Origin of the sequence: Bacillus subtilis subsp. subtilis str. 168 (genome assembly GCF_000009045.1) — a bacterium.
Classification (GTDB): Bacteria; Bacillota; Bacilli; order Bacillales; family Bacillaceae; genus Bacillus; species Bacillus subtilis.
The window spans coordinates 952501-976459 of the sequence record NC_000964.3 but is presented as its reverse complement, the minus strand read 5'-3'; the positions used below and the strand labels follow the sequence as shown (position 1 = coordinate 976459).

Genomic DNA, 23959 nt, shown 5'->3' with positions numbered 1-23959 from the left:
CGTTTTCTTGCTTTTATTAAATAAAAAAAAGCCCTGAAATGGGCTTTTCATTACGAAAATTGATGGCTTACACCAGACTCTTCATTTCTGAAAAAGTTCTTTAGAGCCTGAAAAACATCAGATTTCTGTTTTAAAATATAGTACTTAAATTTCTCATCTTTTACATTTTTATATGCAGACATTAACGTTGAATGCCTGTTGTACTGATTGACCTCGCCGTAGCAAAACAGATTGGCCTTCTTCATAATATCATTGACCAGCTTCACACAGCGCGCGTTATCAGATGTCAGGTTGTCACCGTCAGAAAAATGAAACGGGTAAATGTTATAGCGGGCGGGATTGTACTTTTCATCAATAAGCTCAAGCGACTTCCGATATACGGAAGAACAAATTGTTCCGCCGCTTTCTCCCTTTGAGAAAAAATCCTCCTCCGAGACCACTCTTGCTTCTGTATGATGGGCAATAAATTCAATTTCCACAGTCTCGTATTTTGTCCGCAAAAAACGGGTCATCCAGAAAAAGAAGCTTCTGGCCATGTATTTTTCCCAAACCCCCATACTGCCGCTTGTATCCATCATGGCTAAAACGACGGCTTTTGATTCGGGCTTTGTGATGTCATTCCACGTCTTATATTTCAGGTCCTCCGGATAAATTGGGTAGAACGACGGTTTTCCTGACATTGCGTTTCGTTTAAAGGCTGACATCATCGTTCTTTTCTTATCAATATTACCGGTTAACCCTGTTTTACGGATATCATTAAACTCGATATCTGTATGAATGATATTGTCCCGCTCTTTTTGCTGGAGATTCGGAAGCTCTAATTCTTTAAAAAGCGCTTCTTCTAAATCCATTAATGAAACTTCCGCTTCATAATAATCCTCGCCTGCCTGATCACCGGCACCCTGCCCTTTTCCAGGCCCTTGTTTTTTGTCTGATCCATCCCGGGCCACAACATCTCCAACCTGGCTCTCGCCGTCTCCTTGCCCTACATGTTTATTTTTATCATAGTTATAACGGATTTTATACTCATCAAGTGAACGGATTGGGATCTTCACTACATCTTTTCCATTAGACATAATAATGCTTTCCTCAGTTACGAGGTCCGGAAGATTGTTTTTGATCGCTTCCTGCACTTTTTTCTGGTGGCGCTGCTGGTCATCGAAGCCTTTGCGATGGAGGGACCAGTTTTCCTCAGAAATCAAAAAATGGCCGCTGTCATTTTGGGACATGAATTCCCCTCCTTAACCATTTGTGGTCGTGATACATACGTATTCCGGCTTGTGCCAGATTATGAAACAAGTCTTTTGAAAAGATTTATATTCATCATATGCACATATGCACGTTTAATTGACAAACTATTTAGAAAATGGGACAAAATAACCCGCCCTATTCGGACGGGTCACGTTGCTTATCGGTTCAGCAGGCTGCCGACATATTTCAGCAGCTCATTGGCGCTCGTCGAGTTGTAGCCGTGCTCATCAATTAAACGGGCCACGACTTCATTTACCTTTTTCAGCTGCTGCTCATCCGGCGTTTTTGTTGAGGTCGTAATTTTAACGACATCCTTCAGATCAGCAAACAGCTTTTTCTGAATAGCTTCACGCAGTCTTTCATGGGAATTGTAATCAAACCGCTTGCCTTTTCTCGCATAGGCCGAGATGCGGATTAAAATTTCTTCGCGGAACGCTTTTTTGGCGTTTTCCGAAATGCCGATCTGCTCTTCGATGGATCTCATCAGCTTTTCGTCAGGGTTCATTTCCTCTCCTGTCAAAGGATCACGAAGCTTGTTTTTATTGCAATAGGCCTCTACGTTATCGAGGTAATTGTCCATAAGTGTTTTTGCTGATTCTTCATATGAATAAACAAACGCTTTTTGAACTTCCTTTTTCGCAATATCGTCATATTCCTTGCGGGCGGCAGAGATAAAATTCAAATACCGCTCCCTGTCCTCGCTTGAAATTGATGGGTGCTGATCAAGACCTTCTTTTAAGGAGCGAAGGACATCGAGAGAATTAATCGATTCCATATTTTTTCTGATAATCGTTGAAGAAATCCGGTTGATCACGTACCGCGGATCAATTCCGCTCATGCCTTCATCATTATATTCTTTTTTCATATCCTCAACGTCGACAGAGTTATATCCTTCCACACTTTCCCCATCATACAGTCTCATTTTCTTGACCAGATCAATATCCGACCGCTTCGGCTCTTTTAACCGGGTAAGGATTGAGAACATCGCGGCGACCTTCAACGTATGCGGGGCAATATGAACATCCGCCACATCGCTTTCTGCAATCATTTTTTCATAAATTCTCTCTTCCTCAGACACTTTTAAATTATAAGGAACCGGCATCACGATGATTCTTGAGTGCAGGGCTTCATTCTTCTTATTAGAAATAAATGAGCGATACTCCGTTTCATTCGTGTGAGCCACGATCAGCTCATCAGCAGAAATTAACGCAAACCGCCCAGCTTTAAAATTCCCTTCCTGTGTCAAGGAAAGCAAATGCCAGAGAAATTTCTCATCACATTTCAGCATCTCCTGAAACTCCATCATCCCGCGGTTCGCTTTATTCAGCTCTCCGTCAAATCGATAAGCGCGCGGATCTGATTCTGAACCGTACTCGGCGATTGTTGAGAAATCAATACTCCCCGTCAAATCGGCAATATCCTGAGATTTCGGATCAGAGGGACTGAATGTTCCAATTCCCGTACGCTTATCTTCTGAAAAGAAGATGCGCTCCACCTTCACATCCTCAATTCTTCCTCCGTACTCTTCCTCCAGCCTCATGACATTTAAAGGAGAAAGACTTCCTTCTATTCTAATGCCGTATTCTCTGTAAAAGTCATCGCGTAAATGATGGGGGATTAAATGTAGAGGGTCCTCGTGCATCGGGCAGCCTTTAATCGCATATACAGCGCCATTATCTGTCAGCGTGTACGCTTCGAGACCTTTTTTAAGCATTGTGACCAGCGTGGATTTACCGCCGCTCACAGGCCCCATCAGCAATAGAATCCGCTTTCTGACATCTAGACGTTTGGCAGCCGGATGAAAATACTCTTCCACAAGACGCTCCAGAGATTCTTCAAGCCCGAACAGCTCGCGGTCAAAAAAACTGTACTTCTTGCGTCCGTCAATCTCCTCTATCCCGCTGTCTTTTATCATATTAAAAACTCGAGAATGAGCAGATTGCGCGACCATCGGATTTTCTTTAATAATCTCCAAATAATCGGCGAAAGTTCCTTCCCATTTCAGCCGCTGCTCTTCCTCTCTGTACTTTTCAATTTTCTTTAATATATCCATAAGGACCTCCTCTATCATGTTTGATACACTATGCAAATAAGGTACTTTGATACAATCTATGCCGCCATCTCGTGATACATGCTTTGGTTTCTTAAAAATAAAGATACTCATACATCGTTGACAAGGCAGACTGCGACCGTTCATAATAAAGAAAAATACAGAATCATCCAGACTCGGACAGCACGGAAAAATTGAAGAGGGGGAGAGACGGTGAAAACAATCATCATGATGGGTGTCATTGTCACTTTTTTAGTATCAATTTTTACCGCAGGATACGAAAGCAAGCCTGGAAAAGAATAAAAAAGGGTGCTCCTGAAAGAGCACCCTTTTTGTATAACAGAACAATGTTTTACAGTTTTGTTTTTTCTTTAATCTGTGAATGCGGATCGCATTCACATTTGTATTCGTACTCAATCGTTCCGATGCTGCATCCCGGCCCGATGATCACTTCTTTTCCCCTGACAACTGCCGCTTCGGTATTCTCCAAATAAACCCGATCTCCTTCTATGACATCGGCGATCAGCTTCCCTTTCTTCCGGCTAAAAAAACTCGCGCGTCTTTTCACTGTAATTGTTGTTCCGCCGATTTCCTGCACATGGCTTATATCATGGCTCAATCCCAGCTTGATCTCACCCGAATTTAATAACCCCGATACATCAACACAGCCTGTGACATGGAACATTTCTGTTTCACAATCACCTATTACGCTAAGCTTCCCTTTCACATCGCAGGATTCTCCAGTCATATTCCCGCCAATTTCAGTCTGGCCTTTCAGATTGAATCGATCAAATTGAAGTGAGCCGCTGACTTTCATTGTCCCATATATATTGATTTTGCCGGCTGTCAGATCGCCTTTACATTCACTTTCTCCGAGCACACGCAGCCGCTCAGTCTCTGCTTTTCCGAGAAAAAGGCCCGTTCCGTATATGCGGCAGCCTACAGCAGACAGCCCTTCTCCAACTATACCTTCTCCTTTGATGCTGACATTGTGATACGCGCCTCCTGCGGCATGCCCAGCGCCATATAATTTTAAATTTCCCAGTTTTGTTGTCTCCATTACGATCCTCCTTACAACTTTGTGGATGTTTCAACCGACGCGCTTGGATCACAGGTATAGTCCCCGCTGTATTCGACGGTTTCAATCTGGCAATCCGGGCCGATGATCACTTTATTACCGCGCACGGTTTTCGCCTTTGTATTTGTCAATTCAATCACGTCACCTTCGATCAGCTCTGCTGTTAGAACAGGCTGCGGCATCAATCTGAGCAATGTCAGCATTCCTTTTCTGCAGGTCACTTGAAGATGGCGGCAGCCGATCTCCCGCGCATAGCTTTCCCCTGCAGAAAGCTTAATGATCACCTGGTCTGCATTTAAAAGCCCGCTGATTTTGCATTTCCCTTCTGATTGAAAGGTTTCTGTTTCACAATCTGCTTCCATGACAGCTTTTCCGCTAATGTCAATTCCATCAGCCTTGACAGTGCCGCCAAATGTTGATGATCCAGCGATTTTCAATTGTTTTGCAGATACCTCTCCTTGAATAAAACCAGTGCCATTCATCCGGATAGATTCTGCTTCAACGTCTCCATGTATCTTTCCTGAACCGCTGATAGTTACCGCTTTCGCTTTGACGCTGCCGTCCGCTTTTCCGTTTCCATTAAAAGAAAAAGTGTCACACTCCACGTCCCCGGCCACTGTCCCGCTGCCATTAATCTCAACTGATTGAAATGTTCCTCCCTTAGAACTTCCTGATCCATTTATCACCAGCTTTTCCACTACATCCATTGATGGCCCTCCTGCATAAATGTTGTTTTTAATTCCTCTGAAGCTTTTAATAAATCTACCCGTTCCACAACCTTTACGGATGATTCAAACAAAATGCTGTCCGCCGCAGCCGCTATAAAACAAGTTGTGACACCGAGCTTGCGGAGCACAATCAGCTCCGTCTGTTTTTCAATCTCTTCAGTATCATGCTTCTTTAATACCTCTGCAGCCATTTTTGCTTCTGCAAGGCTGACATTTCCAGACTGCAGCAGGCCCTCAAGCACAAACAGCGAAAGCAAATCGCTGGATGAAAAAACCGGACTTCCTCCGTCTTCTGAATAGGCTTCAAGAGCAGGCCTTGAAACCAAACCTTTATGAAGCAATTCATCAGCGGTCATGCTGACATCCTTCATTTTCGGCGACAGCATTTCCCTCATTTCATCCAAAGACAAATTTTCTTTCATCTTTTGAATCATTGATATACGTTTTAAAATCTCCTCTCTCGGAAAAAACGTCTCTTGCCCTGTAAATGTGGATTTACGAATAAACCATTCCTCAGGTATTAAGTTTTTCCGCTTCCATCGATACAGCTGACCGTATGAAATCGATGTTCTTTCAAGTAATTCTTTTTTAGAGATTAATTGTTCTTCCATAAGTCCAGCTCCTTTGATGGGTACATTGTAACATAACACTGTTACGTTGTTAAGCCCAAAAACGAAACAAAGCATTTCAACATCCGCAAAAAAACCCGCCCATCATCGATGAGCGGGTTTTTCACTATTTTAAATCACGGTAATTTTGCTGGCGCAGCGCTTCATAAACAAGAATCGCGGCAGTATTGGACAGATTTAACGATCTGACATGCTCTGTCATCGGAAGACGCAGGCAGCGGTCCATATTATTTTGAATTAAATCCTTTGGCAAACCGCTTGTTTCTCTTCCGAACACGAAGAAATAATCCTCGTCAAGATCAGTGTAATCAAATGATGTATGAGGCTGCTGGCCAAATTTTGTAATAAAGAAAAACTTGCCTTTTTTATATGCCTCAAACAATTCTTCTAACGAATCATGATACACAACGTTAACAAACTCCCAATAATCGAGTCCGGCACGCTTCAGCATTTTATCATCCGTTGAAAAGCCGAGCGGACGAATCAGGTGTAGCGTTGTATTGGTTGCTGCACAAGTACGTGCAATATTCCCTGTGTTAGCGGGAATTTCTGGTTGATATAAAACGACATGTAATGCCACAATGTTCACCTCTGTTTTTCTTATCCGCCCATCATTATAACATTAATTACTCTTTTGTCGTATCATCAACGATATGAAAAAAGGCATATCGTATTGACGGCGTGTATGCCGTAGAATCCTCATATGACCAATACCTCATCCTGCTGTCATAAGTCTGGGCGTTGACAAGCGGCATATTGCCTTTGTCCTTTGCCACGACAATCGTTGTATGATTAAACCGGCCGTCTCCTTCGAAGTCATAGCAAATCACATCGCCCGGCATCAGTTCTTCCGCTGATTTCACCCGCACCGCACGCAGTCCGGCCTTTGAATTCGACAAATACATTTTCATAGAGTGAGCCACCGTCCAGCTGTAGCTCCATGAGCTTTGTTTCATCCACCAGCCTGATCCCCTGTTCGGATGACCGCGCATCGGCGCGCCTCCTGCATGAAGACACTGAGAAATAAAATTTGTACAGTTATCGCTGAAATTTTTATAAGCAGGATTGCGCTTGTTCCAAAATTTCTCGGCATATTGGACAGCGCCGAGACGATCGTATTGAAAAGCCCTGCCAAACGCTTCTCTTTCCTCTTCAGCTTCAGAATAGTCAATAATACTGGTCCCTTCATGAAATCCAGCCGGCTTTTTCGCAATTTCCTGATCACTAATCAAAATGTGATCATACAGGAAAGCCATTCGCTCCTCTATGTGCTCTTCTATATACAAGCTGTCATCTTGTTCCTTACACACGTATTCGTAATGGATGGTATACGAAAGGCAGGTCGTTCCGTCATCCTCAACCCGCACATGATTAATCACGGCCTTTGCTTTCGCTTTTATGATGTCAACTTTACGTTTTTCCAGAAGCTTTTTCTTACGCTCCATGACTTTAAGGTCTCCGACTTGAGACTCCTGTCTCATAGCATGCCCGTTAACCAGAAAGCCCAGCCGCTCCTCCGCTAATTGTTCTAAAATGTACTTCAAGCTCACCCCACCCGCCATACTTTTTTATAGAGAAAAAACACTTGGATGATCTCAAGTGTTTTTTCCTTCTGCTCTATACGTATGTCAGGACAGGCCTTGTTTAGTCATGCCTGAAGCTTTTAGCAACTCAATTCCTTTTTCAATTTCCAGCTTTGCCTCTTCATCCTTCTCTTTTTCCAGCGCTTTTTCAAGCTCTTCCGCGTAGGCGGGGTCTCCGATTTTTCCGATTGCCCATGCGGCTGTCCCCCTGATGACAGGACGCGGATCCTTGTGCATCAGTTCCGTCAATTCAGGCAGTGCGGAAGCATCCTTAAAATGGGCAAGCGCGAGAATGGCGTTTCGCTGAATCGGTTTTTTTCCGCGCCAAGAACCTGAGACATGCCCGAATTTCTCCTTAAATTCCCGATTGCTGATGGCCAAAAGCGGCTTCAATAACGGTTTGGCAATCTCAGGATCAGGCTCCATTTCCGGATGAAGATGAAAATCCTTCCCTTTATTGAGAGGGCATACCGTTTGGCACGTATCGCACCCGTACAGGCGGTTTCCGATTTTTGTCCGGAATTCATCAGGCAAAAATCCTTTTGTCTGGGTCAGAAAAGAGATGCAGCGCTGCGCATTAAGCTGCCCGGGATTAACCAGTGCTCCCGTTGGGCAGGCGTCCAAGCATTTCGTGCAGGACCCGCACATATCTTCAATCGGCACATCAGGCTCAAAAGGGATATTTGTGATCATTTCCGCCAAATACACATAAGAGCCATACTCGGGTGTTGTGATCATACAGTTTTTCGCACTGAATCCGATTCCGGCACGTTCCGCAACGGCGCGATCAGACAATTCACCTGTATCAACCATTGACTTCGTTCTGATATCCTCATGCTTGCTTTTTAGAAAATCCTCCAGCAGATCAAGCTTTTCCCTCAGCACATCATGATAGTCTTTTCCCCAGGAAGCTCTGCAAAAAATGCCCCTGCGCTCAGTTCTCGTGCTTCTCGGCGCATCCTTCATTCTGGAAGGATATGCGAGAGCAATTGCCACTATTGATTTCGCTTTCGGCAAAAGAAGCTTCGGCGTCACCCTTTTTTCGATATCTGGCTCTTCAAAGCCGGAGAGATAGCCGAGTGATTCTTGAAGAATCAAACGGTCTTTTAAACTGTCAAAAGTATCAGCGGTCGTAAAACCAATCTTGTCTACGCCAATGCTTTTCGCGTATTCAATTAATTCTTCTTTGAGCTGATAAACGTTCATGTTTTGCACAGCCTCCTTTCTTTGTGATAAAACGACACAGCGTTTATAATAGGTTGATATCACGTAACTGGAGTGAATGCTAGTGAATATCAAACTTGATTCTGTTATTACTGAACGTGCGGCCGGCTTACATGCAGCTGCTGTCATTTATGAGAATATCGAAGTCGGCTCCTCACCGCAAATGCTGAAAGGCAGACTCCGCCTGTTTCAAGAATCCTTGTTTTTCGACTATGCGGACGGCGGTATATCCGATGAATCCTTCGTCAAGGAATGGCAGAAACTCTTTAAACAGCTTAACCCTTCATTTGAGGGAGAAACAACCCCAATGGAGGACATGCTGGTCCCGATATCCAAGGAACAATTCATGGAAAGTAAAGACTCGGCCCATGACACAATCGATTTTTTCGCATTAAAATATTCTCTGCCTATTATGATTTATGATGCCGGAAAGCTTCATGAGCCGGTCCGGATCTCATTGGGAGAAAAAGAAAACATACTGCTTTTCTCTGATGAAAACGGCATTTTTGGCGATTTCAAAAACAGCGTCAACCACTATCCCGTTTCAAACGAGACTAAGAATATGCTGCAAATCATTTTTTTCCCGCCATCGATTGAGAAAAGCAGCGCTGTTAACCTCTTATCATCATTAACGAAAATGTTTGAACAAATTCACGGCGGCACCCATACAGTACATTGGCTTACGTAAAAGAACACGAATACCGTGTTCTTTTTCACATAAAAAAACGCAATACTTCGTTTATCTGAGAAACGAAACACTGCGTTAATAACGTATGTATGGAGCGGGTGATGAGAATCGAACTCACGACATCAGCTTGGAAGGCTGAGGTTTTACCACTAAACTACACCCGCATTTGTGATTGTCAGCAACAGTACCGCTCTGACTTTTTTTATATTACATGTTTATTTATTTTTCGTCAAGGGAATATAAAAATTTTGTCGAAAAAAAGTTATCTTTTTGTAAAGTTGTTAAGTTCCATTTACATAATGTTAAGTATACTATACAATATAATCAATCGAGATTGTGAAGGGGACAGACGTCATGATGAAAAATAAAGTAAAAGAGCTGAGGGCACGCTTCGGCTATTCTCAGGAAAAACTCGGAGAAACGGTCGGCGTCACAAGACAGACTGTGGCAGCGATTGAAAAAGGCGATTATGTTCCCTCACTGCTGTTAGCACTGAAAATCTGCAAAGCCTTCTCCATGAAAATGGAGGATGTCTTTTGGTTAGAGGAGGAAAACTAAGATGAGCATGAAAACAAAAGCAGCTTTTCACCTTGTTTTATTTGGCCTTGCATGCTGGGCGCTGATTTCATACTTTGAAGCCTCAGAAGGCATAGCATCTTTTTTCGGCACAAAGAGCGGCGGGATGGTATTTGATTTAAACCTCACTCCCTTTATTCTGTTTGTTGCGGCGTCTGCGGTTTATTTGTACTTACAGAAAAAAAGCCGCCCTGCCAGAAAGCAGCTACTTCTGCCTGATGAGTTTGAAGAGCAGGATGAAAGAGAGCAGATGATGACGGCAAAAGCATGTCGCGCGTCATATATCGCTGTCTACTTCTCGCTGCCTGCCGCAGCGGTTCTTCTCATTTTTTATCCGCTATTTCAATCGCGCATTCCGTTTTTCCCTATTATTATTGTGTTTATCATCATGATCATCCAGCACCTTTCCTACGTCATCTCTTTCAAGAAAAACGAAAAAAACTCCGGCGCGCTGTAATCGGCCGGAGTTTTTTCTTACCAGCTTGCTTTTTTCACACCGGGAATCTGGCCTTTATGGGCCAGCTCCCTGAAAGCGATTCTGGACATTTTAAACTTCCTCATATATGCTCTCGGGCGCCCCGTTACCATGCAGCGGTTGTGAAGCCTTCCCGGTGCTGAATCTCTTGGCAGCTTGCTGAGTGCCTCGTAATCTCCTTTTTCCTTCAACTCGCGTCTAATACCAGCGTATTGCTCAACAAGCTGTTGGCGTTTTAACTCTTTTGCCACTTTTGATTTTTTAGCCAAGTCACATAGCCTCCCTTTAAATCGAAATTGTTACGATTTAAAATGTATCATTCACCATTCAAAAAAGCAAGCATACCGCTTTGTAAAACAGACGGCCTGAAGCCGCCCATTCTAATGATGCAATTCCACATAATACAGTAACGCATCTTGATGCTTAATGAGCTCTTTTTTATGTTCAGAGGTGTGCATTGTCTCGTCAGTCCCTCTAATACTGCTGCCGATCAAAGCAGGCTTCTCGAAAGTAATCGGTTCCGGCGATGAAATATTCTGAGTCATTTCCTGTGTTGTGCTATCGTCGCGTTTCACCGATGAATCAGCCGCTATAGTTCCCTGTTTATCCACAATGCCAAAATGAATGGTGGTATGTTTATTCTTTCCTTCCCCCTCTTCATTCTCAAAATAAACAAATTGTATGGTATCAGTTTTTTCCTCTGAATAATCTGCACGAACCGGTCCAAACCTCTCAACAAGCTTTCCCTTTTGATAATGTTCGATGTACATGTCAGCTGAAGAAATACCTTCACCGATATTGACGGCTTCGGCAGTGAATGCCTGTGAAGCTGCGACATCCATTCTGTTTTTTTCAAGATCTGATATGTCCGCCGCTTTGATTTCCATCTGTTTTGAATGTCCGCATGCTGACAGCATAGCTATGAGGCAAATGACTGCCGCGCTTCTCAATGTTTTCAGAAAAAAAGCCCCCTTTTTTTGAATATCATACCATGTTCGGGGGGCTGTATTTTAGTTAAACTCATGCATTTTTCTCTTTGACAAAATAAGTGTTTCCTACCGCTTCTCCCCTTTTGTTCTGAAGCTTTCTCGTCCGATCATTTTCAAACGGCAAAAGCGGAAATACAAGCTCTGCAAAATAATACGCTTCTTCTAAATGCGGATAGCCGGAGAATATAAACGATTCTATGCCGAGTGCCTGGTACTCCGCTATCCGGTCGGCAATCGTCTGCGGATCACCGACAAGAGCTGTTCCTGCCCCTCCTCTGACCAGGCCGATCCCCGCCCACAGATTCGGGCTGATTTCAAGCTTCGTCCGATCGCCTTGATGAAGGACGGCCATCCGCTGCTGGCCTGAAGAGTCGTAACGGCTCAAAGCTGCCTGCGCTTTGGCAATGGTGTCATCATCCAAGTGGCTGATCAAGCGCTCTGCCGCTTCCCATGCCTCTTGTTCAGTTTCACGGGCAATGACATGCAGCCTAATGCCAAATCGAACGGATCTCCCTTCTTTTGCCGCTTGCTTTTTGACTCTTTCTATCTTTTCTTTTACTTGTTCAGGCGGCTCACCCCATGTCAAGTACACGTCTGTATGCTTTGCGGCAGCTTCAATTCCAGCCTGTGACGAACCACCGAAATAGATGGGCGGATGCGGCTCTTGCTGCGGCGGGAAAAGCAGATTGCTGTTTTCCACTTTTATATGCTTTCCTTCATAGGAAACCGTTTCTCCCTGCAAAAGTCTCCGCCAAACGGTTAAAAATTCGTCTGTTGCCTCGTAGCGCTCATCATGGCTGATAAACAGGCCATCGCCTGCCAGCTCATACGGATCGCCCCCTGCCACAACGTTGATCAGCAGCCGGCCGTCTGAAATGCGGTCTAGGGTGGATGTCATTCTGGCTGCCAGAGAAGGCTGCATTAAACCAGGTCTTACCGCGACTAAAAACTTTAAGTCCTTTGTTTCTCCTGCCAGTGCCGACGCTGTAAGCCACGGGTCCTCGCACGATCTTCCCGTTGGCAGAAGAACTCCTGTATATCCCAGCCTGTCTGCCGCCTGCGCGACTTGTTTAAAGTAAAGATGATCCGCAGTCCGTCCATCACTTTCAGATCCTAAATATCTCGCGTCTCCATGAGTCGGTATAAACCAAAGAATTTCCATATTCATCTCCCCTTTATATCTTTTATCCTTCGTAGCTGTTTCTCCACTTTAACAGCTTTCGTTCAAGCAGCCTGACGAAGGAATCCGTCAGCTTTCCAACCACTGCAAAAATGATAATCCCTGCAAAGACTTTATTCGTTTGTGAAAACTGTCTCGCATCCATGATCATATAGCCGACTCCCGAGCTTGAGCCCATCAGCTCTGCCACAACGAGCCCGAGCCATGCAATGCCGAGCGATAAGCGAATGCCTAGCAATATATTGGGCAGGGCTGCCGGCAATATCACTTTGGATATCTGCTGATGCCATTTAAATTCAAGCACCCGGGCGACTTCAAACAGCTTCGCGTCAACCCCGCGGATGCCGTTAAACGTATTGATATAGACAGGAAAGAAGGCACCGAGCGCAATCAGCAAAATTTTAGATACTTCGTCAAATCCGAACCATAAAATAAACAGCGGCGTGACGGCCAGATGAGGTACGGTTCTAAGCATTTGCAACGACGGATCAAGATACAGCTCCGTCCGTTTGGAAAATCCGGCCAAAATCCCGATCATCAATCCAAGCCCCGCGCCAAGCAAAAAACCAAGTGCCGCCCGATAAATGCTGATTTGCAGATGGCCGAACAGTTCGCCGGACAAAATAAGCTCCTTAAAGGTCAGAACAATCGTAACAGGTGTAGGCAGCACTGTAGCGGACACAACCCCCAGCCCGCCGATGACCTGCCAGATGGCAATGATGACAGCGGGCAGTAAAAGCCCCTTCATCCAGCCGTATCTCTTCCTTCCGGGCTTTTTTCGCACCGCTTCCGCATTCGTTTTGGGCAGCGAGCCCGCAGCCTCTGCTTTCATCATTGATCACCTCCTGAGGAATGCTCCTCTAATGCTTTTTTGATAAAAGTGTTATCGACAACATCCTTCACATCAATCTTCTTATCTATCGCCTTTGTTCGAAATTGAAAATCTGCTGTTTCCTGCTGTGCTTTCACAATGTCGTCACTGATGATCTCATTAAGTGGCTCAGTATTTTTCAGCACATTTTCGACGACCTTTTTATCGAGATCTTTAATGTCAGAATATAAGTCCGCTGCTTCATCCAGATGTTCCTTTTGCCATACAACGGCTTTATTAAACACCTTCAGAAAACGGACCACTTCGTCTGGATGCTCTTCTGAAAACTTTGTTCTTACTAAAGTAAAACCCGGTGAATATAAATCTGTGCTTTCTCCGTTCACAAGGATTTTTGCTCCGTGTTTCATTGTTTCTAAGGACAAGTACGGCTCCCAAATGGACCAGGCATCAACAGATCCGTTTTCAAATGCGGAAGCTGCTTCATCAGGCTGAAGCTGAATAATTGTCACATCGTTAGCTGACAACCCCACTTGATCAAGCGCTTTATACAAAAAATCAAACCCGCTGCTGCCTTTGGCGACTGCAATTTTCTTCCCCTTTAAGCCCTTAACGTCTTGAATGCCGCTGTTTTGATTGACAAGGATGCCGTTTGCTTTCAAGCCGTCCTGAGACAAACCGATTTCTTTAAAGTCAATGCCTGCCGCCTGTCCAGCGATCACAGGCGAATTACCGACTTGAGAAAAATCAAGTTTGTCTGCCGCAAGGCCTTCAAATTGGGGCGGACCGCTTTGAAACTCCACCCATTTCACTTTGATGCCTTCTTTTTCAAATGCATCTTCGAACCAGCCTTTTTCTTTTGCAATCAAAAGGGGGCTTAAGCTTTGCTGAATACCAATACGAATTTCCTTCAATTGTTTGTGGTCACCGCTGGCTCCATTTGCTCCACAGCCTGCGAGCAGAAAAATAACGGCAACCAATACAATGAGTCCTTTTTTCATTTCCGCTTCCGCCCTTTCTATATCCCTGATCCTTCTGCGTACTCCAAATCTTCTGTTTTCTCGAATTCCGACAGCACTCTCTGTCTGATCGCTTGGAAATCCGGAGTCGTCCGGTTTCGCGGATACGCCAGGTGAATGGGCATCAGCTTATGGATTTTCCCCGGTTTGGCCTTAAGGATCGCAAGCTCATTTCCTAAATAAACAGATTCATCTATATCATGAGTCACGAGAATCATCGTTGTTTTTTTCTTCCTCCATATATCCAGCAGCACGTCCTGCAGGTGTTTTCTTGTAAAAGCGTCGAGTGCACCAAACGGTTCATCTAAAAGCAGCACCTCAGGCTCCCGCAGCAGGGCCCGGGCGATGGCTACTCTTTGTGACATGCCGCCTGACAGCTCGCGCGGATATGCTTTTTCCGATCCTTTCAATCTGACAATCTCGATCAGTTCATCCACCTTTTGTTTGACTTTTGGGTCCTTCAAATTCAAGTCGGCTGCAATATTCTGCTCAACAGTCAGCCAAGGAAAGAGGCGGTGTTCCTGAAAAATAAATCCTTGCTGAATACCCGGAGCTGTTACGCTGCGGCCGTTAATTTCCACACTCCCGTCATATTCAGAATCAAGCCCTGCAATAATCTTTAACAGGGTGCTTTTTCCGCACCCGCTCGGTCCGATAAGCGTTAGAAATTCGCCTGGTGCGATTGATAATTCTATGTTTTCTAAGACCGTGTTTTTGCGGCCTTCTTGAACAAATGCCTTTTCTTTGATGCTGATGGTCACAGCCACTTTTATCCCTCTCTTTCTGCCAACCCCGCCTTCAAAAAAAACAAAAAGGCCCCCATCTCTGTTCTTGTAGAGATGAGAGCCTTCGGCGGTCCGATCAGCTGCCCAATTGTTTTTTTGTTTGAATAACATGTTAATTCAAATTATTCCGATATGTCAACTCTTTTTTAAATACGATTTTTGATATCCTTGTTTATCACTTACTCTGCTTGTTTCGCAAATAGAGAAGGAAAAATTATTTCTCCAAAAATTATTAAGTGTCATAAAAAGCTGTTACAACAAGGTTTTTCAACAATTTCGATACTATATATCGATTAATAGAGATAACTATTTTATAATAATTATAAAATAATATTGACTTTTTACTTAGAGATGATATTATGTTCTTATAAATTCCAAGAGGTGATAACATGAGTTCAAATAAACTGACAACTAGCTGGGGCGCTCCGGTTGGAGATAATCAAAACTCAATGACTGCCGGTTCTCGCGGACCAACTTTAATTCAAGATGTACATTTACTCGAAAAATTGGCCCATTTCAACCGAGAACGTGTTCCTGAACGTGTTGTTCACGCCAAAGGAGCAGGCGCACACGGATATTTTGAAGTGACAAACGACGTAACAAAATACACGAAAGCCGCTTTCCTTTCTGAAGTCGGCAAACGCACACCGTTGTTCATCCGTTTCTCAACAGTTGCCGGTGAACTTGGCTCTGCTGACACAGTTCGCGACCCGCGCGGATTTGCTGTTAAATTTTATACTGAAGAAGGAAACTACGACATCGTCGGCAACAATACGCCTGTATTCTTTATCCGCGATGCGATTAAGTTCCCTGATTTCATCCATACACAAAAAAGAGATCCAAAAACACACCTGAAAAACCCTACGGCTGTATGGGATTTCTGGTCACTTTCACCAGAGTCACTGCACCAAGTGACAATCCTGATGTCTGACCGCGGAATTCCTGCGACACTTCGCCACATGCACGGCTTCGGAAGCCATACATTCAAATGGACAAATGCCGAAGGCGAAGGCGTATGGATTAAATATCACTTTAAAACAGAACAAGGCGTGAAAAACCTTGATGTCAATACGGCAGCAAAAATTGCCGGTGAAAACCCTGATTACCATACAGAAGACCTTTTCAACGCAATCGAAAACGGTGATTATCCTGCATGGAAACTATATGTGCAAATCATGCCTTTAGAAGATGCAAATACGTACCGTTTCGATCCGTTTGATGTCACAAAAGTTTGGTCTCAAAAAGACTACCCGTTAATCGAGGTCGGACGCATGGTTCTAGACAGAAATCCGGAAAACTACTTTGCAGAGGTAGAACAAGCGACATTTTCACCTGGAACCCTCGTGCCTGGTATTGATGTTTCACCGGATAAAATGCTTCAAGGTCGACTTTTTGCTTATCATGATGCACACCGCTACCGTGTCGGTGCAAACCATCAAGCGCTGCCAATCAACCGCGCACGCAACAAAGTAAACAATTATCAGCGTGATGGGCAAATGCGTTTTGATGATAACGGCGGCGGATCTGTGTATTACGAGCCTAACAGCTTCGGCGGTCCAAAAGAGTCACCTGAGGATAAGCAAGCAGCATATCCGGTACAAGGTATCGCTGACAGCGTAAGCTACGATCACTACGATCACTACACTCAAGCCGGCGATCTGTATCGTTTAATGAGTGAAGATGAACGTACCCGCCTTGTTGAAAATATCGTTAATGCCATGAAGCCGGTAGAAAAAGAAGAAATCAAGCTGCGCCAAATCGAGCACTTCTACAAAGCGGATCCTGAATACGGAAAACGCGTGGCAGAAGGCCTTGGATTGCCGATTAAAAAAGATTCTTAATGGAGAAATGCAAAAACCCGTTGTAGTCAGCGGGTTTTTTTATATTTAGTTACACATTGCGTATGCTTCTCATCAATCTTCATATAAATTTCTTCCATGAGTTCCGCGCTGTTTATAATCTCTCGTTTGTTTTTTTCAATCAGCAGCTCAAGCGGCAAAATCTGATTCCCGTAGGTTTTTCGCTTCCTGAATCGTTTTCTCCCCTTTTCTTTTTTGACTCCCATCAATAATCCCCCCTTTTTCATACAAAAAAGGCCCTTATCTAAACGATAAGAGCCTTCGGTGTTCCGATCAGCGCGATAAATTTGAAAAATTTGTACTGACCATGTTAATTCATACAATACCGACCTGTCAACTATTTTTTGAGGGTGTTGACACTGTATCAGATTGCATCCCCGCTTTTTCCTTATACACTCTTTTCCCCTGACGCATAAGCTAGAGAAACTAGAATACGAGAGAAAGAGATGTGGGAGTGTGGAAAAGACAAAATTGACCGGACGTATCGTGACACGGGATGATCCGGACTATAACGAAGCAAGAACCAATATTAACCTAAGCTTAGAAAGGTATCCTGACATCATTGTGTTTTGCCAAAACAAACAGGATGCACTCAATGCGCTGAAATGGGCGCGTGAAAACCGTGTGCCTTTCCGTATTAGAGGCGGCAGACACAGCTATGAGAACTTTTCCCTTTTAAATAACGGTCTTGTTATTGATTTAAGCGAGATGAAAAAAATAACTGTGAATCAGGATAAAAAGCTGGCCTATATTGAAGCGGGGGCTGAATTGGGAGAAGTCTATCGGACACTCTGGCAATACGGCCTGACGCTTCCCGCAGGCACCATTGCTAATGTAGGGCTCACAGGTTTAACTCTCGGAGGGGGAATTGGACTTTTAACAAGGGCTGCCGGTCTTACTTGCGACAGCCTCGTGCAGCTTGAGATGATCGTAGCAGACGAAAAAGAGGGCGCTGATCTGATTACAGTCAGCTGTTCAAATCATCCAGACTTATTTTGGGCGTCTCAGGGAGGCGGAGGAGGCAATTTCGGCATAGTCACCTCCATGACATTTAAAGCAGTGCCCATCTCTCAAGTGTCGATTTTTTCTATTACATGGGGATGGGATGATTTTGAGGAAGTATATAACACGTGGCAGAACTGGGCCCCGTATACAGATGACCGGCTTACATCATCAATAGAGTTTTGGCCTAAAGAAGTAAACCGCATAGAAGCCCTCGGCCAATTTGTCGGGCCAAAAACAGAGTTAAAAAAACTGTTAAAGCCTTTATTGAAAGCAGGAAGTCCGACAAGCGGAATGGTAAAAACAACGCCATTCATTGAAGCGGTAACCTTTTTTAACAGCCCGGGAGGCAATCAGCCTCAAAAAATGAAACGCTCCGGCTCTTTCATTGAAAAGCCATTATCAGAACGTGCGATCTCAACAATAAAACACTTTTTAGAGCACGCTCCGAATCAAAACGCCAGTGTCTGGCAGCAAGCACTCGGCGGGGCAGCCGGACGGGTCGCTCCCGACCAAACGGCATTTTATTATCGTGACGCAATCATCGCCCAGGAATACTTAACAAACTGGACATCCCCTGGAGAAAAAAGACAAAATGTCCGCTGGATTGAGGGGCTGAGAACGTCCCTTTCGAAAGAAACGATGGGAGACTACGTAAATTGGCCAGATATCGAAATCAGAAACTGGCCAAGAACATATTACGGCGAAAACGTTGAACGACTCCGCCGTGTCAAAACGACATATGATCCAGAAAATGTTTTCCGCTTTGAACAGAGTATTCCTCCGCTTCGACGCTCTCTGTTTTTCTAAAAAAATGAAGATGGAGCATTCTCCATCTTCATTTTTTTTATTGATATAAATTGCTTCCCGTATCGACAAACTCTTTTGCTTTTTCTTTTAATCCTTTATTTATGGCTTCTGCTTCACTGAGATCGTTTTTCTTCGCATAATCCCGAATATCCTGTGAAATTCTCATGCTGCAAAATTTCGGACCGCACATGGAACAAAAGTGAGCGGTTTTTGCTCCTTCAGCAGGCAGGGTTTCATCATGGTATTCAAGGGCTCTCTCCGGATCAAGAGATAAATTAAACTGATCCCGCCAGCGGAATTCAAAACGGGCTTTCGATAACGCATCATCCCGGATTTGCGCTCCGGGATGCCCTTTTGCAAGGTCCGCAGCGTGCGCAGCGATCTTATATGTAATGACTCCTTCACGAACATCATCACGGTTTGGCAGCCCCAAATGCTCCTTCGGCGTTACATAACAAAGCATTGCTGTCCCGTACCAACCGATCATCGCCGCTCCGATCGCTGAAGTAATATGGTCATATCCCGGAGCAATATCCGTTGTCAACGGCCCCAATGTGTAAAAAGGCGCTTCTTTACAAATGTCCATTTGTTTATCGACGTTCTCTTTGATTTTATGCATCGGAACATGTCCAGGACCCTCAATCATCACCTGAACATCATGCTTCCAGGCAATTTGCGTCAGCTCTCCAAGCGTCTCTAATTCAGCAAACTGCGCTTCGTCATTGGCATCAGCAATTGATCCGGGACGCAAACCATCCCCAAGAGAGAAAGCAATATCATACATTTTCATAATCTCACATATTTCTTCAAAATGTGTGTATAAAAAGCTTTCTTGATGATGAGCCAGACACCACTGCGCCATAATCGCTCCCCCGCGTGACACGATACCAGTTGTCCGTTTGGCAGTCAGCGGTACATACCTAAGCAAAACACCCGCGTGAATCGTAAAATAATCCACTCCCTGCTCTGCCTGCTCGATTAGCGTATCACGATAAATCTCCCACGTTAAATCCTCAGCTACGCCGTTTACTTTTTCAAGCGCCTGATAAATCGGAACAGTTCCCACAGGCACGGGGCAATTGCGGATAATCCATTCACGCGTCGTATGAATATCTTTTCCGGTAGAGAGATCCATCATCGTATCCGCTCCCCAGCGGATGGCCCACGTCATTTTTTCCACTTCTTCTTCAATGGATGACGTAACCGCTGAATTCCCGATATTTGCATTAATCTTCACATGAAAATTCCGGCCGATAATCATTGGCTCACTTTCAGGGTGATTAATGTTTGAAGGAATAATCGCCCGGCCGCTGGCTACCTCGTCTCTGACGAATTCAGGAGACACATGCTCACGAATGGCGATAAATTCCATCTCAGGTGTAATGATCCCCTTTTTTGCATAGTGCATTTGTGTGACATTTTGACCTGCCTTCGCCCTCAGCGGTTTCCGCTTTAATCCTGGATAGCTTACGTTTGGTTTTGCTTTTTTATAACCGTTATCTTCTGGTTTTATAGCCCGACCTTCATACTCTTCCACGTCACCGCGCTCTGTGATCCATTTTTGGCGGAGCGGCTTTAATCCTTCTTGAATATTAATGGTTACTTCAGGGTCCGTATACGGTCCGCTTGTATCATAGACACGCACAGGCGCGTTTTCCTCTTCGCCGAACGATCCCGTCGTCGGACTCAATGCAATCTCCCTCATCGGCACTTGGATGTCCGAAGAAGAACCCTCCACGTATACCTTCTTGCTGCCTGAAAAACTTGACATAATGGAAATGTTGGCTTGCTGCACTGAATTGTTTTGCATTACTTTTCCTTCCCCTTTCTACGTTTGAAAGGACAAAATCAAGCCCATAACCAGCACAAAAAACCGGATTCATATAAATGAACCCGGTTACAGTCAGAAAGAAACATATTATTGCCCAGCAAGACAATAACAAAAACAATTCCTCTACTTCCCCACGCTGGTACGAACCAGATCAGGTCCAAAGGGTTAAGAAGCTTGCCTTCTCTCTCAGCCCGAAAGCGGGCACCCCCAGTAACTATTGATTTCGCACTCATCTTATCATAAAATCAATCTGAAAAAAAGAGGAATATAGATAATATTCAGCCAATTTCACCCTAAATATTTGACCGGCAACGGGATTTCAGCTATTTCATGTTCAGCCATCATCACCCGATATGCCTTTGCACCCGACCTTGAACTCACAGTCTGAAACAGCTGATCATTTATGAAATGGAGAGCAGCCCCATCATCCGCTGCATAGCCACTGCATAAGAACTTGTTAGATATCAGCTGGTGGTATGCCGGTCTCCGATCCTTTTCCCCGTCATAATGGGGACAAAAGCTCCCTTGCAAAAAACCTAAACTTTTCAAACTTGTCAGCGGTCCGGCTGAATCTGTCACCCCTTCTTCAAACCAGCAGATCGCACCGGCACTTATTCCAGCTACAACCACACCGTTCTTCCATGCTTCCCTGAGAATATGGTCCAGCCCCCACTCTTTCCATAACACAAGTAAATTCCGCGTATTTCCCCCGCCAACATAAATCACGTCCATTTCCATAACAAAAGAAACTAAATCTGATGATGGTGGCTTAAACAAAGATAAATGAGACGGCACGCAATCCAATGTTTGAAATGCATGATAAAACCGCTGAATATAGTTTTGGGAATCTCCGCTCGCCGTCGGCAAAAAACAAATACGAGGCTGCTCTCGTTTTGATTGATTGAGGATATATTGATCGAGGGACAAATTATCCGGCTCCATCGAAAAACCCCCGCCCCCCATCGCAATAATCTGCTTCATCATCACACCCCCCAACAAAATTTGTTGCTTATTATAGCATTTTGTATAGAAGCAAGAAACAAAGTCAAATACTTTCTTATCAGGAGCTGCTAAAAAAACAAAGGAGGTGGTTTCCCATTGAACAAAGTCTTTGTCCCAAAGATATTCTTGATTTGTTAACAACAATAAAAACCAGCATTAACAAATACACTGTCGCAACAACAGCAACCGAAAATCCCCACATCAGAAGAGCATTGCATGATCAATTAGATACAGCTGTTTATCTCCATGATGAACTGTCAGATCTTCTGTTAGAAAAGGGGTGGCTCGGGTGAGCAATTCCAAATCGATTCGCTTTTATCTTACAGCAAAGACCACAAAAAGAGACGGGATCTCAAAGATGAGATGCCGTCTCTTTTTTATTGCTCCACTCTTCTTAAAGCCTCATTTACCGTTTCTTTTATAAACACGTCTTCACCGCTTAATCGGTCTAAACTGAGATCGCCGTTTCTCAGCCTTTCGGAAATATTGTTTATATCCTCCTCTACTGTGATTTGCAGCTCACCAGCCAAAAACATTCTGTGTAATTCATCTGCAACCAAACTTTCTTTATTCACTTCCATCGACTCCTTTATTTTCAATATTATTCTTAGTCTGTCCCTAGGCCGAGACGAATAATAGGAAAAAAGTATGAATCAAACGAATCTTTTTTCCTCCTTCTTACGTATATCTGTTGAGAAAAAAGAAAAAGGGGAAGATCTAACATGTCATTTTTTAAGAAGCTTGCGGCAAGTGCCGGAATTGGAGCTGCAAAAGTAGATACAATTTTAGAAAAAGACGCATATTTTCCAGGAGAAGAAGTACAGGGAACGGTACATGTCAAAGGCGGAAAAATCGCTCAGGACATCCGTTATATCGATTTACAGCTTAGCACACGGTATGTCATTGTAAAAGACGATGAAGAGCACCGGAAATACGCTACAATTCATTCTTTCCGGGTCACTGGTTCATTTACCATACAGCCTGGTGAAGAGCATCAATTTCCGTTCACATTCACTCTGCCTCTAGATACGCCGATCACTGTAGGGAAAGTAGAGGTTGCCGTGGTGACAGACCTTGACATTCAAGGCGGTATCGATAAATCCGATCATGACCGCATTTTCGTTGAAGCGCACCCTTGGATTGAAAATGTGCTTGAAGCAATCGAAAACCTGGGCTTCCGTCTTAACGAAGCAGACTGCGAACAAGCGCCCTACTTCCAGCGTCGTCTTCCGTTCGTTCAAGAATTCGAATTCGTTCCGACTTCCGGATATTATCGTCAGATGCTTGATGAATTAGAGCTCATTTTCCTTTTAGACGAAGACGGTTTGGAAATCATTTTCGAAGTCGACCGCAGAGCAAGAGGACTCCGAGGGTGGTTGGAAGAGATGTATAATGACGGAGAACAGCTTGTACGCGTCCGTTTCAGCCAATCAGAGCTTGAAGATACAGAAGAGCTAGAAGAGGTGCTAGAAGAGATCCTAGACCAATACGCTGAGTAAGTATAAAAAGGAGCCGAGGCTCCTTTTCTTTAATAAAAAATAAAAACCCGTTTCTGTTAAGAAACGGGTTTTTCAGTATACCGGTGGTCGGGGTCGAACCGACACTCCAGAAGGAACACGATTTTGAGTCGTGCGCGTCTGCCAATTCCGCCACACCGGCAAGTTTTACGTCGTATCTAACCGACGAATATAAATATATCATGGATCTCATAAAGTGTCAACGTATTTCAAAAAAGTTTTTATGGAAATATAAAATAAAAGTGTTGAAAGACTAGCTATACAGCCGCTTTATAATAGGCCTCGGAACTTAACTTGTTATGATAAATCAAAGCATTAAAAAAATGATCTACTTATGTAGATCATTAATATGATTAGTTATAATGATAAAACACAAACACCAATTCAACTTACCATGTAAGTAAAATTGGTGCCGAGGGCCGGACTTGAACCGGCACGGTAGTCACCTACCGCAGGATTTTAAGTCCTGTGTGTCTGCCAATTCCACCACCCCGGCAATAAGAAGGCGACACCCGGATTCGAACCGGGGATAAAGGTTTTGCAGACCTCTGCCTTACCACTTGGCTATGCCGCCGTAATTGGAGCGGAAGACGGGATTCGAACCCGCGACCCCCACCTTGGCAAGGTGGTGTTCTACCACTGAACTACTTCCGCATTTTTAATGGACTTAATACATTATATGCAGTTGATATAAAAAGTGAGACTGGGCTAGCTGGATTCGAACCAACGCATGACGGAGTCAAAGTCCGTTGCCTTACCGCTTGGCTATAGCCCAATGATAATATGGGGCGATTGATGGGAATCGAACCCACGAGTGCCAGAGCCACAATCTGGTGCGTTAACCACTTCGCCAC

25 protein-coding genes, 7 tRNA genes and 1 other RNA gene (1 of these 33 cut by a window edge) are annotated in these 23959 nt (G+C 44.2%); 7 read left to right on the top strand and 26 right to left on the bottom strand.

The features are described 5' to 3' along the window. Positions 1-50: 50 nt before the first annotated feature. The 8 genes from yhbH to queG form a co-directional block, all read right to left on the bottom strand. Positions 51-1229, bottom strand: a complete 1179-nt coding sequence (yhbH, locus tag BSU_08980; protein NP_388779.1) for a factor involved in shape determination — start codon at positions 1227-1229, stop codon at positions 51-53. Between the two features lie 179 nt (positions 1230-1408). Next, the gene (prkA, locus tag BSU_08970; RefSeq protein NP_388778.1) at positions 1409-3304 is read right to left on the bottom strand and encodes a serine protein kinase (involved in sporulation); all 1896 of its coding nucleotides are present in this window, start codon (positions 3302-3304) and stop codon (positions 1409-1411) included. Positions 3305-3653: 349 nt separating this feature from the next. Further along, on the bottom strand, positions 3654-4361 hold the full coding sequence (gene yhbF / locus BSU_08960; protein ID NP_388777.2) for a conserved protein involved in sporulation: 708 nt from the start codon (positions 4359-4361) through the stop codon (positions 3654-3656). A gap of 11 nt (positions 4362-4372) precedes the next feature. Further along, positions 4373-5086 (bottom strand): conserved protein involved in sporulation, encoded by a 714-nt coding sequence (gene yhbE, locus BSU_08950; protein ID NP_388776.1) that lies wholly within the window; start codon positions 5084-5086, stop codon positions 4373-4375. Further along, complete coding sequence (gene yhbD / locus BSU_08940) at positions 5077-5793, bottom strand: putative sporulation-related protein (protein ID NP_388775.1); 717 nt, start codon at positions 5791-5793, stop codon at positions 5077-5079. The genes yhbE and yhbD overlap by 10 nt, the downstream gene beginning before the upstream one ends. A gap of 49 nt (positions 5794-5842) precedes the next feature. After that, entirely contained in the window at positions 5843-6325 is a 483-nt protein-coding gene (gene trmL / locus BSU_08930; protein ID NP_388774.2) for a tRNA (cytidine(34)-2'-O)-methyltransferase, read from the bottom strand. 37 nt (positions 6326-6362) lie between these two features. After that, complete coding sequence (gene yhbB / locus BSU_08920; protein NP_388773.1) at positions 6363-7298, bottom strand: hypothetical protein; 936 nt, start codon at positions 7296-7298, stop codon at positions 6363-6365. Positions 7299-7364: 66 nt separating this feature from the next. Beyond that, complete coding sequence (queG, locus tag BSU_08910; protein NP_388772.2) at positions 7365-8525, bottom strand: epoxyqueuosine reductase; 1161 nt, start codon at positions 8523-8525, stop codon at positions 7365-7367. A gap of 82 nt (positions 8526-8607) precedes the next feature. Here queG and yhzB point away from each other — a divergent pair, with 82 nt between their 5' ends. After that, positions 8608-9231 (top strand): hypothetical protein, encoded by a 624-nt coding sequence (yhzB, locus tag BSU_08900; protein NP_388771.1) that lies wholly within the window; start codon positions 8608-8610, stop codon positions 9229-9231. A 90-nt stretch (positions 9232-9321) separates the two neighbouring features. On the opposite strand, the gene trnSL-Gly1 is transcribed toward yhzB, so the two are convergent. Further along, positions 9322-9395, bottom strand: a tRNA-Gly gene (gene trnSL-Gly1, locus BSU_tRNA_82). 193 nt (positions 9396-9588) lie between these two features. Between trnSL-Gly1 and ygzD the strand changes: the two genes are divergently transcribed. Continuing rightward, entirely contained in the window at positions 9589-9789 is a 201-nt protein-coding gene (gene ygzD, locus BSU_08899; RefSeq protein ID YP_003097697.1) for a putative HTH-type transcriptional regulator, read from the top strand. Position 9790: 1 nt separating this feature from the next. After that, positions 9791-10264 carry a putative integral inner membrane protein gene (gene ygaO, locus BSU_08890; protein NP_388769.1) on the top strand — a complete coding sequence of 158 codons (474 nt, stop codon included), beginning with the start codon at positions 9791-9793 and terminating at the stop codon, positions 10262-10264. A 17-nt stretch (positions 10265-10281) separates the two neighbouring features. On the opposite strand, the gene rpsNB is transcribed toward ygaO, so the two are convergent. From rpsNB to ssuB, 6 genes are all read right to left on the bottom strand, one after another. After that, positions 10282-10551, bottom strand: coding sequence for an alternative ribosomal protein S14 (gene rpsNB, locus BSU_08880; RefSeq protein ID NP_388768.1), 270 nt, complete (start codon positions 10549-10551; stop codon positions 10282-10284). Between the two features lie 111 nt (positions 10552-10662). Continuing rightward, positions 10663-11199 (bottom strand): putative sulfur-related oxidoreductase, encoded by a 537-nt coding sequence (gene ygaN, locus BSU_08870; RefSeq protein ID NP_388767.1) that lies wholly within the window; start codon positions 11197-11199, stop codon positions 10663-10665. Positions 11200-11302: 103 nt separating this feature from the next. Continuing rightward, positions 11303-12433 (bottom strand): FMNH2-dependent aliphatic sulfonate monooxygenase, encoded by a 1131-nt coding sequence (gene ssuD, locus BSU_08860; RefSeq protein NP_388766.2) that lies wholly within the window; start codon positions 12431-12433, stop codon positions 11303-11305. Positions 12434-12455: 22 nt separating this feature from the next. Further along, entirely contained in the window at positions 12456-13286 is an 831-nt protein-coding gene (gene ssuC / locus BSU_08850; protein ID NP_388765.1) for an aliphatic sulfonate ABC transporter (permease), read from the bottom strand. Further along, the gene (gene ssuA / locus BSU_08840; RefSeq protein NP_388764.1) at positions 13283-14281 is read right to left on the bottom strand and encodes an aliphatic sulfonate ABC transporter (binding lipoprotein); all 999 of its coding nucleotides are present in this window, start codon (positions 14279-14281) and stop codon (positions 13283-13285) included. Before ssuA ends, ssuC begins: the two co-directional genes overlap by 4 nt. A 17-nt stretch (positions 14282-14298) precedes the next feature. Continuing rightward, positions 14299-15066 carry an aliphatic sulfonate ABC transporter (ATP-binding protein) gene (gene ssuB / locus BSU_08830; protein NP_388763.3) on the bottom strand — a complete coding sequence of 256 codons (768 nt, stop codon included), beginning with the start codon at positions 15064-15066 and terminating at the stop codon, positions 14299-14301. Between the two features lie 407 nt (positions 15067-15473). On the opposite strand from ssuB, the gene katA reads away from it, so the two are divergent. Next, complete coding sequence (gene katA / locus BSU_08820; RefSeq protein ID NP_388762.2) at positions 15474-16925, top strand: vegetative catalase 1; 1452 nt, start codon at positions 15474-15476, stop codon at positions 16923-16925. Positions 16926-16951: 26 nt separating this feature from the next. Here the strand turns inward: katA and senS are convergent, their stop codons facing one another. After that, positions 16952-17149 carry a transcriptional regulator (repressor of ScoC) gene (gene senS / locus BSU_08810; protein NP_388761.2) on the bottom strand — a complete coding sequence of 66 codons (198 nt, stop codon included), beginning with the start codon at positions 17147-17149 and terminating at the stop codon, positions 16952-16954. A gap of 250 nt (positions 17150-17399) precedes the next feature. On the opposite strand from senS, the gene ygaK reads away from it, so the two are divergent. Continuing rightward, entirely contained in the window at positions 17400-18755 is a 1356-nt protein-coding gene (ygaK, locus tag BSU_08800; protein ID NP_388760.2) for a putative FAD-dependent oxido-reductase, read from the top strand. Positions 18756-18792: 37 nt separating this feature from the next. Here ygaK and thiC read toward each other — a convergent pair whose 3' ends face one another. From thiC to ygaJ, 3 genes are all read right to left on the bottom strand, one after another. Continuing rightward, positions 18793-20565 (bottom strand): phosphomethylpyrimidine synthase, encoded by a 1773-nt coding sequence (gene thiC, locus BSU_08790; RefSeq protein NP_388759.2) that lies wholly within the window; start codon positions 20563-20565, stop codon positions 18793-18795. Between the two features lie 132 nt (positions 20566-20697). Continuing rightward, positions 20698-20805, bottom strand: an RNA gene (gene tswD, locus BSU_misc_RNA_11) — thiamine pyrophosphate riboswitch. Positions 20806-20874: 69 nt separating this feature from the next. Continuing rightward, positions 20875-21567, bottom strand: a complete 693-nt coding sequence (ygaJ, locus tag BSU_08780; protein NP_388758.2) for a putative peptidase — start codon at positions 21565-21567, stop codon at positions 20875-20877. 41 nt (positions 21568-21608) lie between these two features. On the opposite strand from ygaJ, the gene ygzC reads away from it, so the two are divergent. After that, complete coding sequence (ygzC, locus tag BSU_08779) at positions 21609-21881, top strand: putative spore coat protein (RefSeq protein YP_003097696.1); 273 nt, start codon at positions 21609-21611, stop codon at positions 21879-21881. Positions 21882-21965: 84 nt separating this feature from the next. Here the strand turns inward: ygzC and ygzA are convergent, their stop codons facing one another. After that, positions 21966-22169, bottom strand: a complete 204-nt coding sequence (ygzA, locus tag BSU_08770) for a hypothetical protein (protein NP_388757.2) — start codon at positions 22167-22169, stop codon at positions 21966-21968. Between the two features lie 141 nt (positions 22170-22310). On the opposite strand from ygzA, the gene spo0M reads away from it, so the two are divergent. Further along, positions 22311-23087, top strand: a complete 777-nt coding sequence (spo0M, locus tag BSU_08760) for a protein involved in the control of the cell cycle as a function of the environment (protein NP_388756.2) — start codon at positions 22311-22313, stop codon at positions 23085-23087. Positions 23088-23165: 78 nt separating this feature from the next. Here spo0M and leuTB read toward each other — a convergent pair. The 6 genes from leuTB to trnD-His form a co-directional block, all read right to left on the bottom strand. Further along, positions 23166-23247: transfer RNA gene (gene leuTB / locus BSU_tRNA_44), tRNA-Leu, on the bottom strand. 265 nt (positions 23248-23512) lie between these two features. Then, positions 23513-23601: transfer RNA gene (gene leuTA, locus BSU_tRNA_43), tRNA-Leu, on the bottom strand. Positions 23602-23608: 7 nt separating this feature from the next. Continuing rightward, a tRNA-Cys gene (gene cysTA / locus BSU_tRNA_42) sits at positions 23609-23679 on the bottom strand. A 5-nt stretch (positions 23680-23684) separates the two neighbouring features. Next, positions 23685-23759, bottom strand: a tRNA-Gly gene (gene glyTB / locus BSU_tRNA_41). Between the two features lie 49 nt (positions 23760-23808). Continuing rightward, a tRNA-Gln gene (gene trnD-Gln, locus BSU_tRNA_40) sits at positions 23809-23880 on the bottom strand. A gap of 9 nt (positions 23881-23889) precedes the next feature. Next, a tRNA-His gene (gene trnD-His, locus BSU_tRNA_39) sits at positions 23890-23959 on the bottom strand; it runs 6 nt beyond the window's last position.

Bases quoted from the DNA above. Each gene is read 5' to 3' on its own strand.
- yhbH (NP_388779.1), bottom strand. From the start codon at position 1,229: ATGTCCCAAAATGACAGCGGCCATTTTTTGATTTCTGAGGAAAACTGG.
- prkA (NP_388778.1), bottom strand. From the start codon at position 3,304: ATGGATATATTAAAGAAAATTGAAAAGTACAGAGAGGAAGAGCAGCGG.
- yhbF (NP_388777.2), bottom strand. From the start codon at position 4,361: ATGGAGACAACAAAACTGGGAAATTTAAAATTATATGGCGCTGGGCAT.
- yhbE (NP_388776.1), bottom strand. From the start codon at position 5,086: ATGGATGTAGTGGAAAAGCTGGTGATAAATGGATCAGGAAGTTCTAAG.
- yhbD (NP_388775.1), bottom strand. From the start codon at position 5,793: ATGCTTTGTTTCGTTTTTGGGCTTAACAACGTAACAGTGTTATGTTAC.
- yhbB (NP_388773.1), bottom strand. From the start codon at position 7,298: ATGGCGGGTGGGGTGAGCTTGAAGTACATTTTAGAACAATTAGCGGAG.
- queG (NP_388772.2), bottom strand. From the start codon at position 8,525: ATGAACGTTTATCAGCTCAAAGAAGAATTAATTGAATACGCGAAAAGC.
- ygzD (YP_003097697.1), top strand. From the start codon at position 9,589: ATGAAAAATAAAGTAAAAGAGCTGAGGGCACGCTTCGGCTATTCTCAG.
- ygaO (NP_388769.1), top strand. From the start codon at position 9,791: ATGAGCATGAAAACAAAAGCAGCTTTTCACCTTGTTTTATTTGGCCTT.
- ygaN (NP_388767.1), bottom strand. From the start codon at position 11,199: ATGCTGTCAGCATGCGGACATTCAAAACAGATGGAAATCAAAGCGGCG.
- ssuD (NP_388766.2), bottom strand. From the start codon at position 12,433: ATGGAAATTCTTTGGTTTATACCGACTCATGGAGACGCGAGATATTTA.
- ssuC (NP_388765.1), bottom strand. From the start codon at position 13,286: ATGATGAAAGCAGAGGCTGCGGGCTCGCTGCCCAAAACGAATGCGGAA.
- ssuA (NP_388764.1), bottom strand. From the start codon at position 14,281: ATGAAAAAAGGACTCATTGTATTGGTTGCCGTTATTTTTCTGCTCGCA.
- katA (NP_388762.2), top strand. From the start codon at position 15,474: ATGAGTTCAAATAAACTGACAACTAGCTGGGGCGCTCCGGTTGGAGAT.
- senS (NP_388761.2), bottom strand. From the start codon at position 17,149: ATGGGAGTCAAAAAAGAAAAGGGGAGAAAACGATTCAGGAAGCGAAAA.
- thiC (NP_388759.2), bottom strand. From the start codon at position 20,565: ATGCAAAACAATTCAGTGCAGCAAGCCAACATTTCCATTATGTCAAGT.
- ygaJ (NP_388758.2), bottom strand. From the start codon at position 21,567: ATGAAGCAGATTATTGCGATGGGGGGCGGGGGTTTTTCGATGGAGCCG.
- ygzA (NP_388757.2), bottom strand. From the start codon at position 22,169: ATGGAAGTGAATAAAGAAAGTTTGGTTGCAGATGAATTACACAGAATG.
- spo0M (NP_388756.2), top strand. From the start codon at position 22,311: ATGTCATTTTTTAAGAAGCTTGCGGCAAGTGCCGGAATTGGAGCTGCA.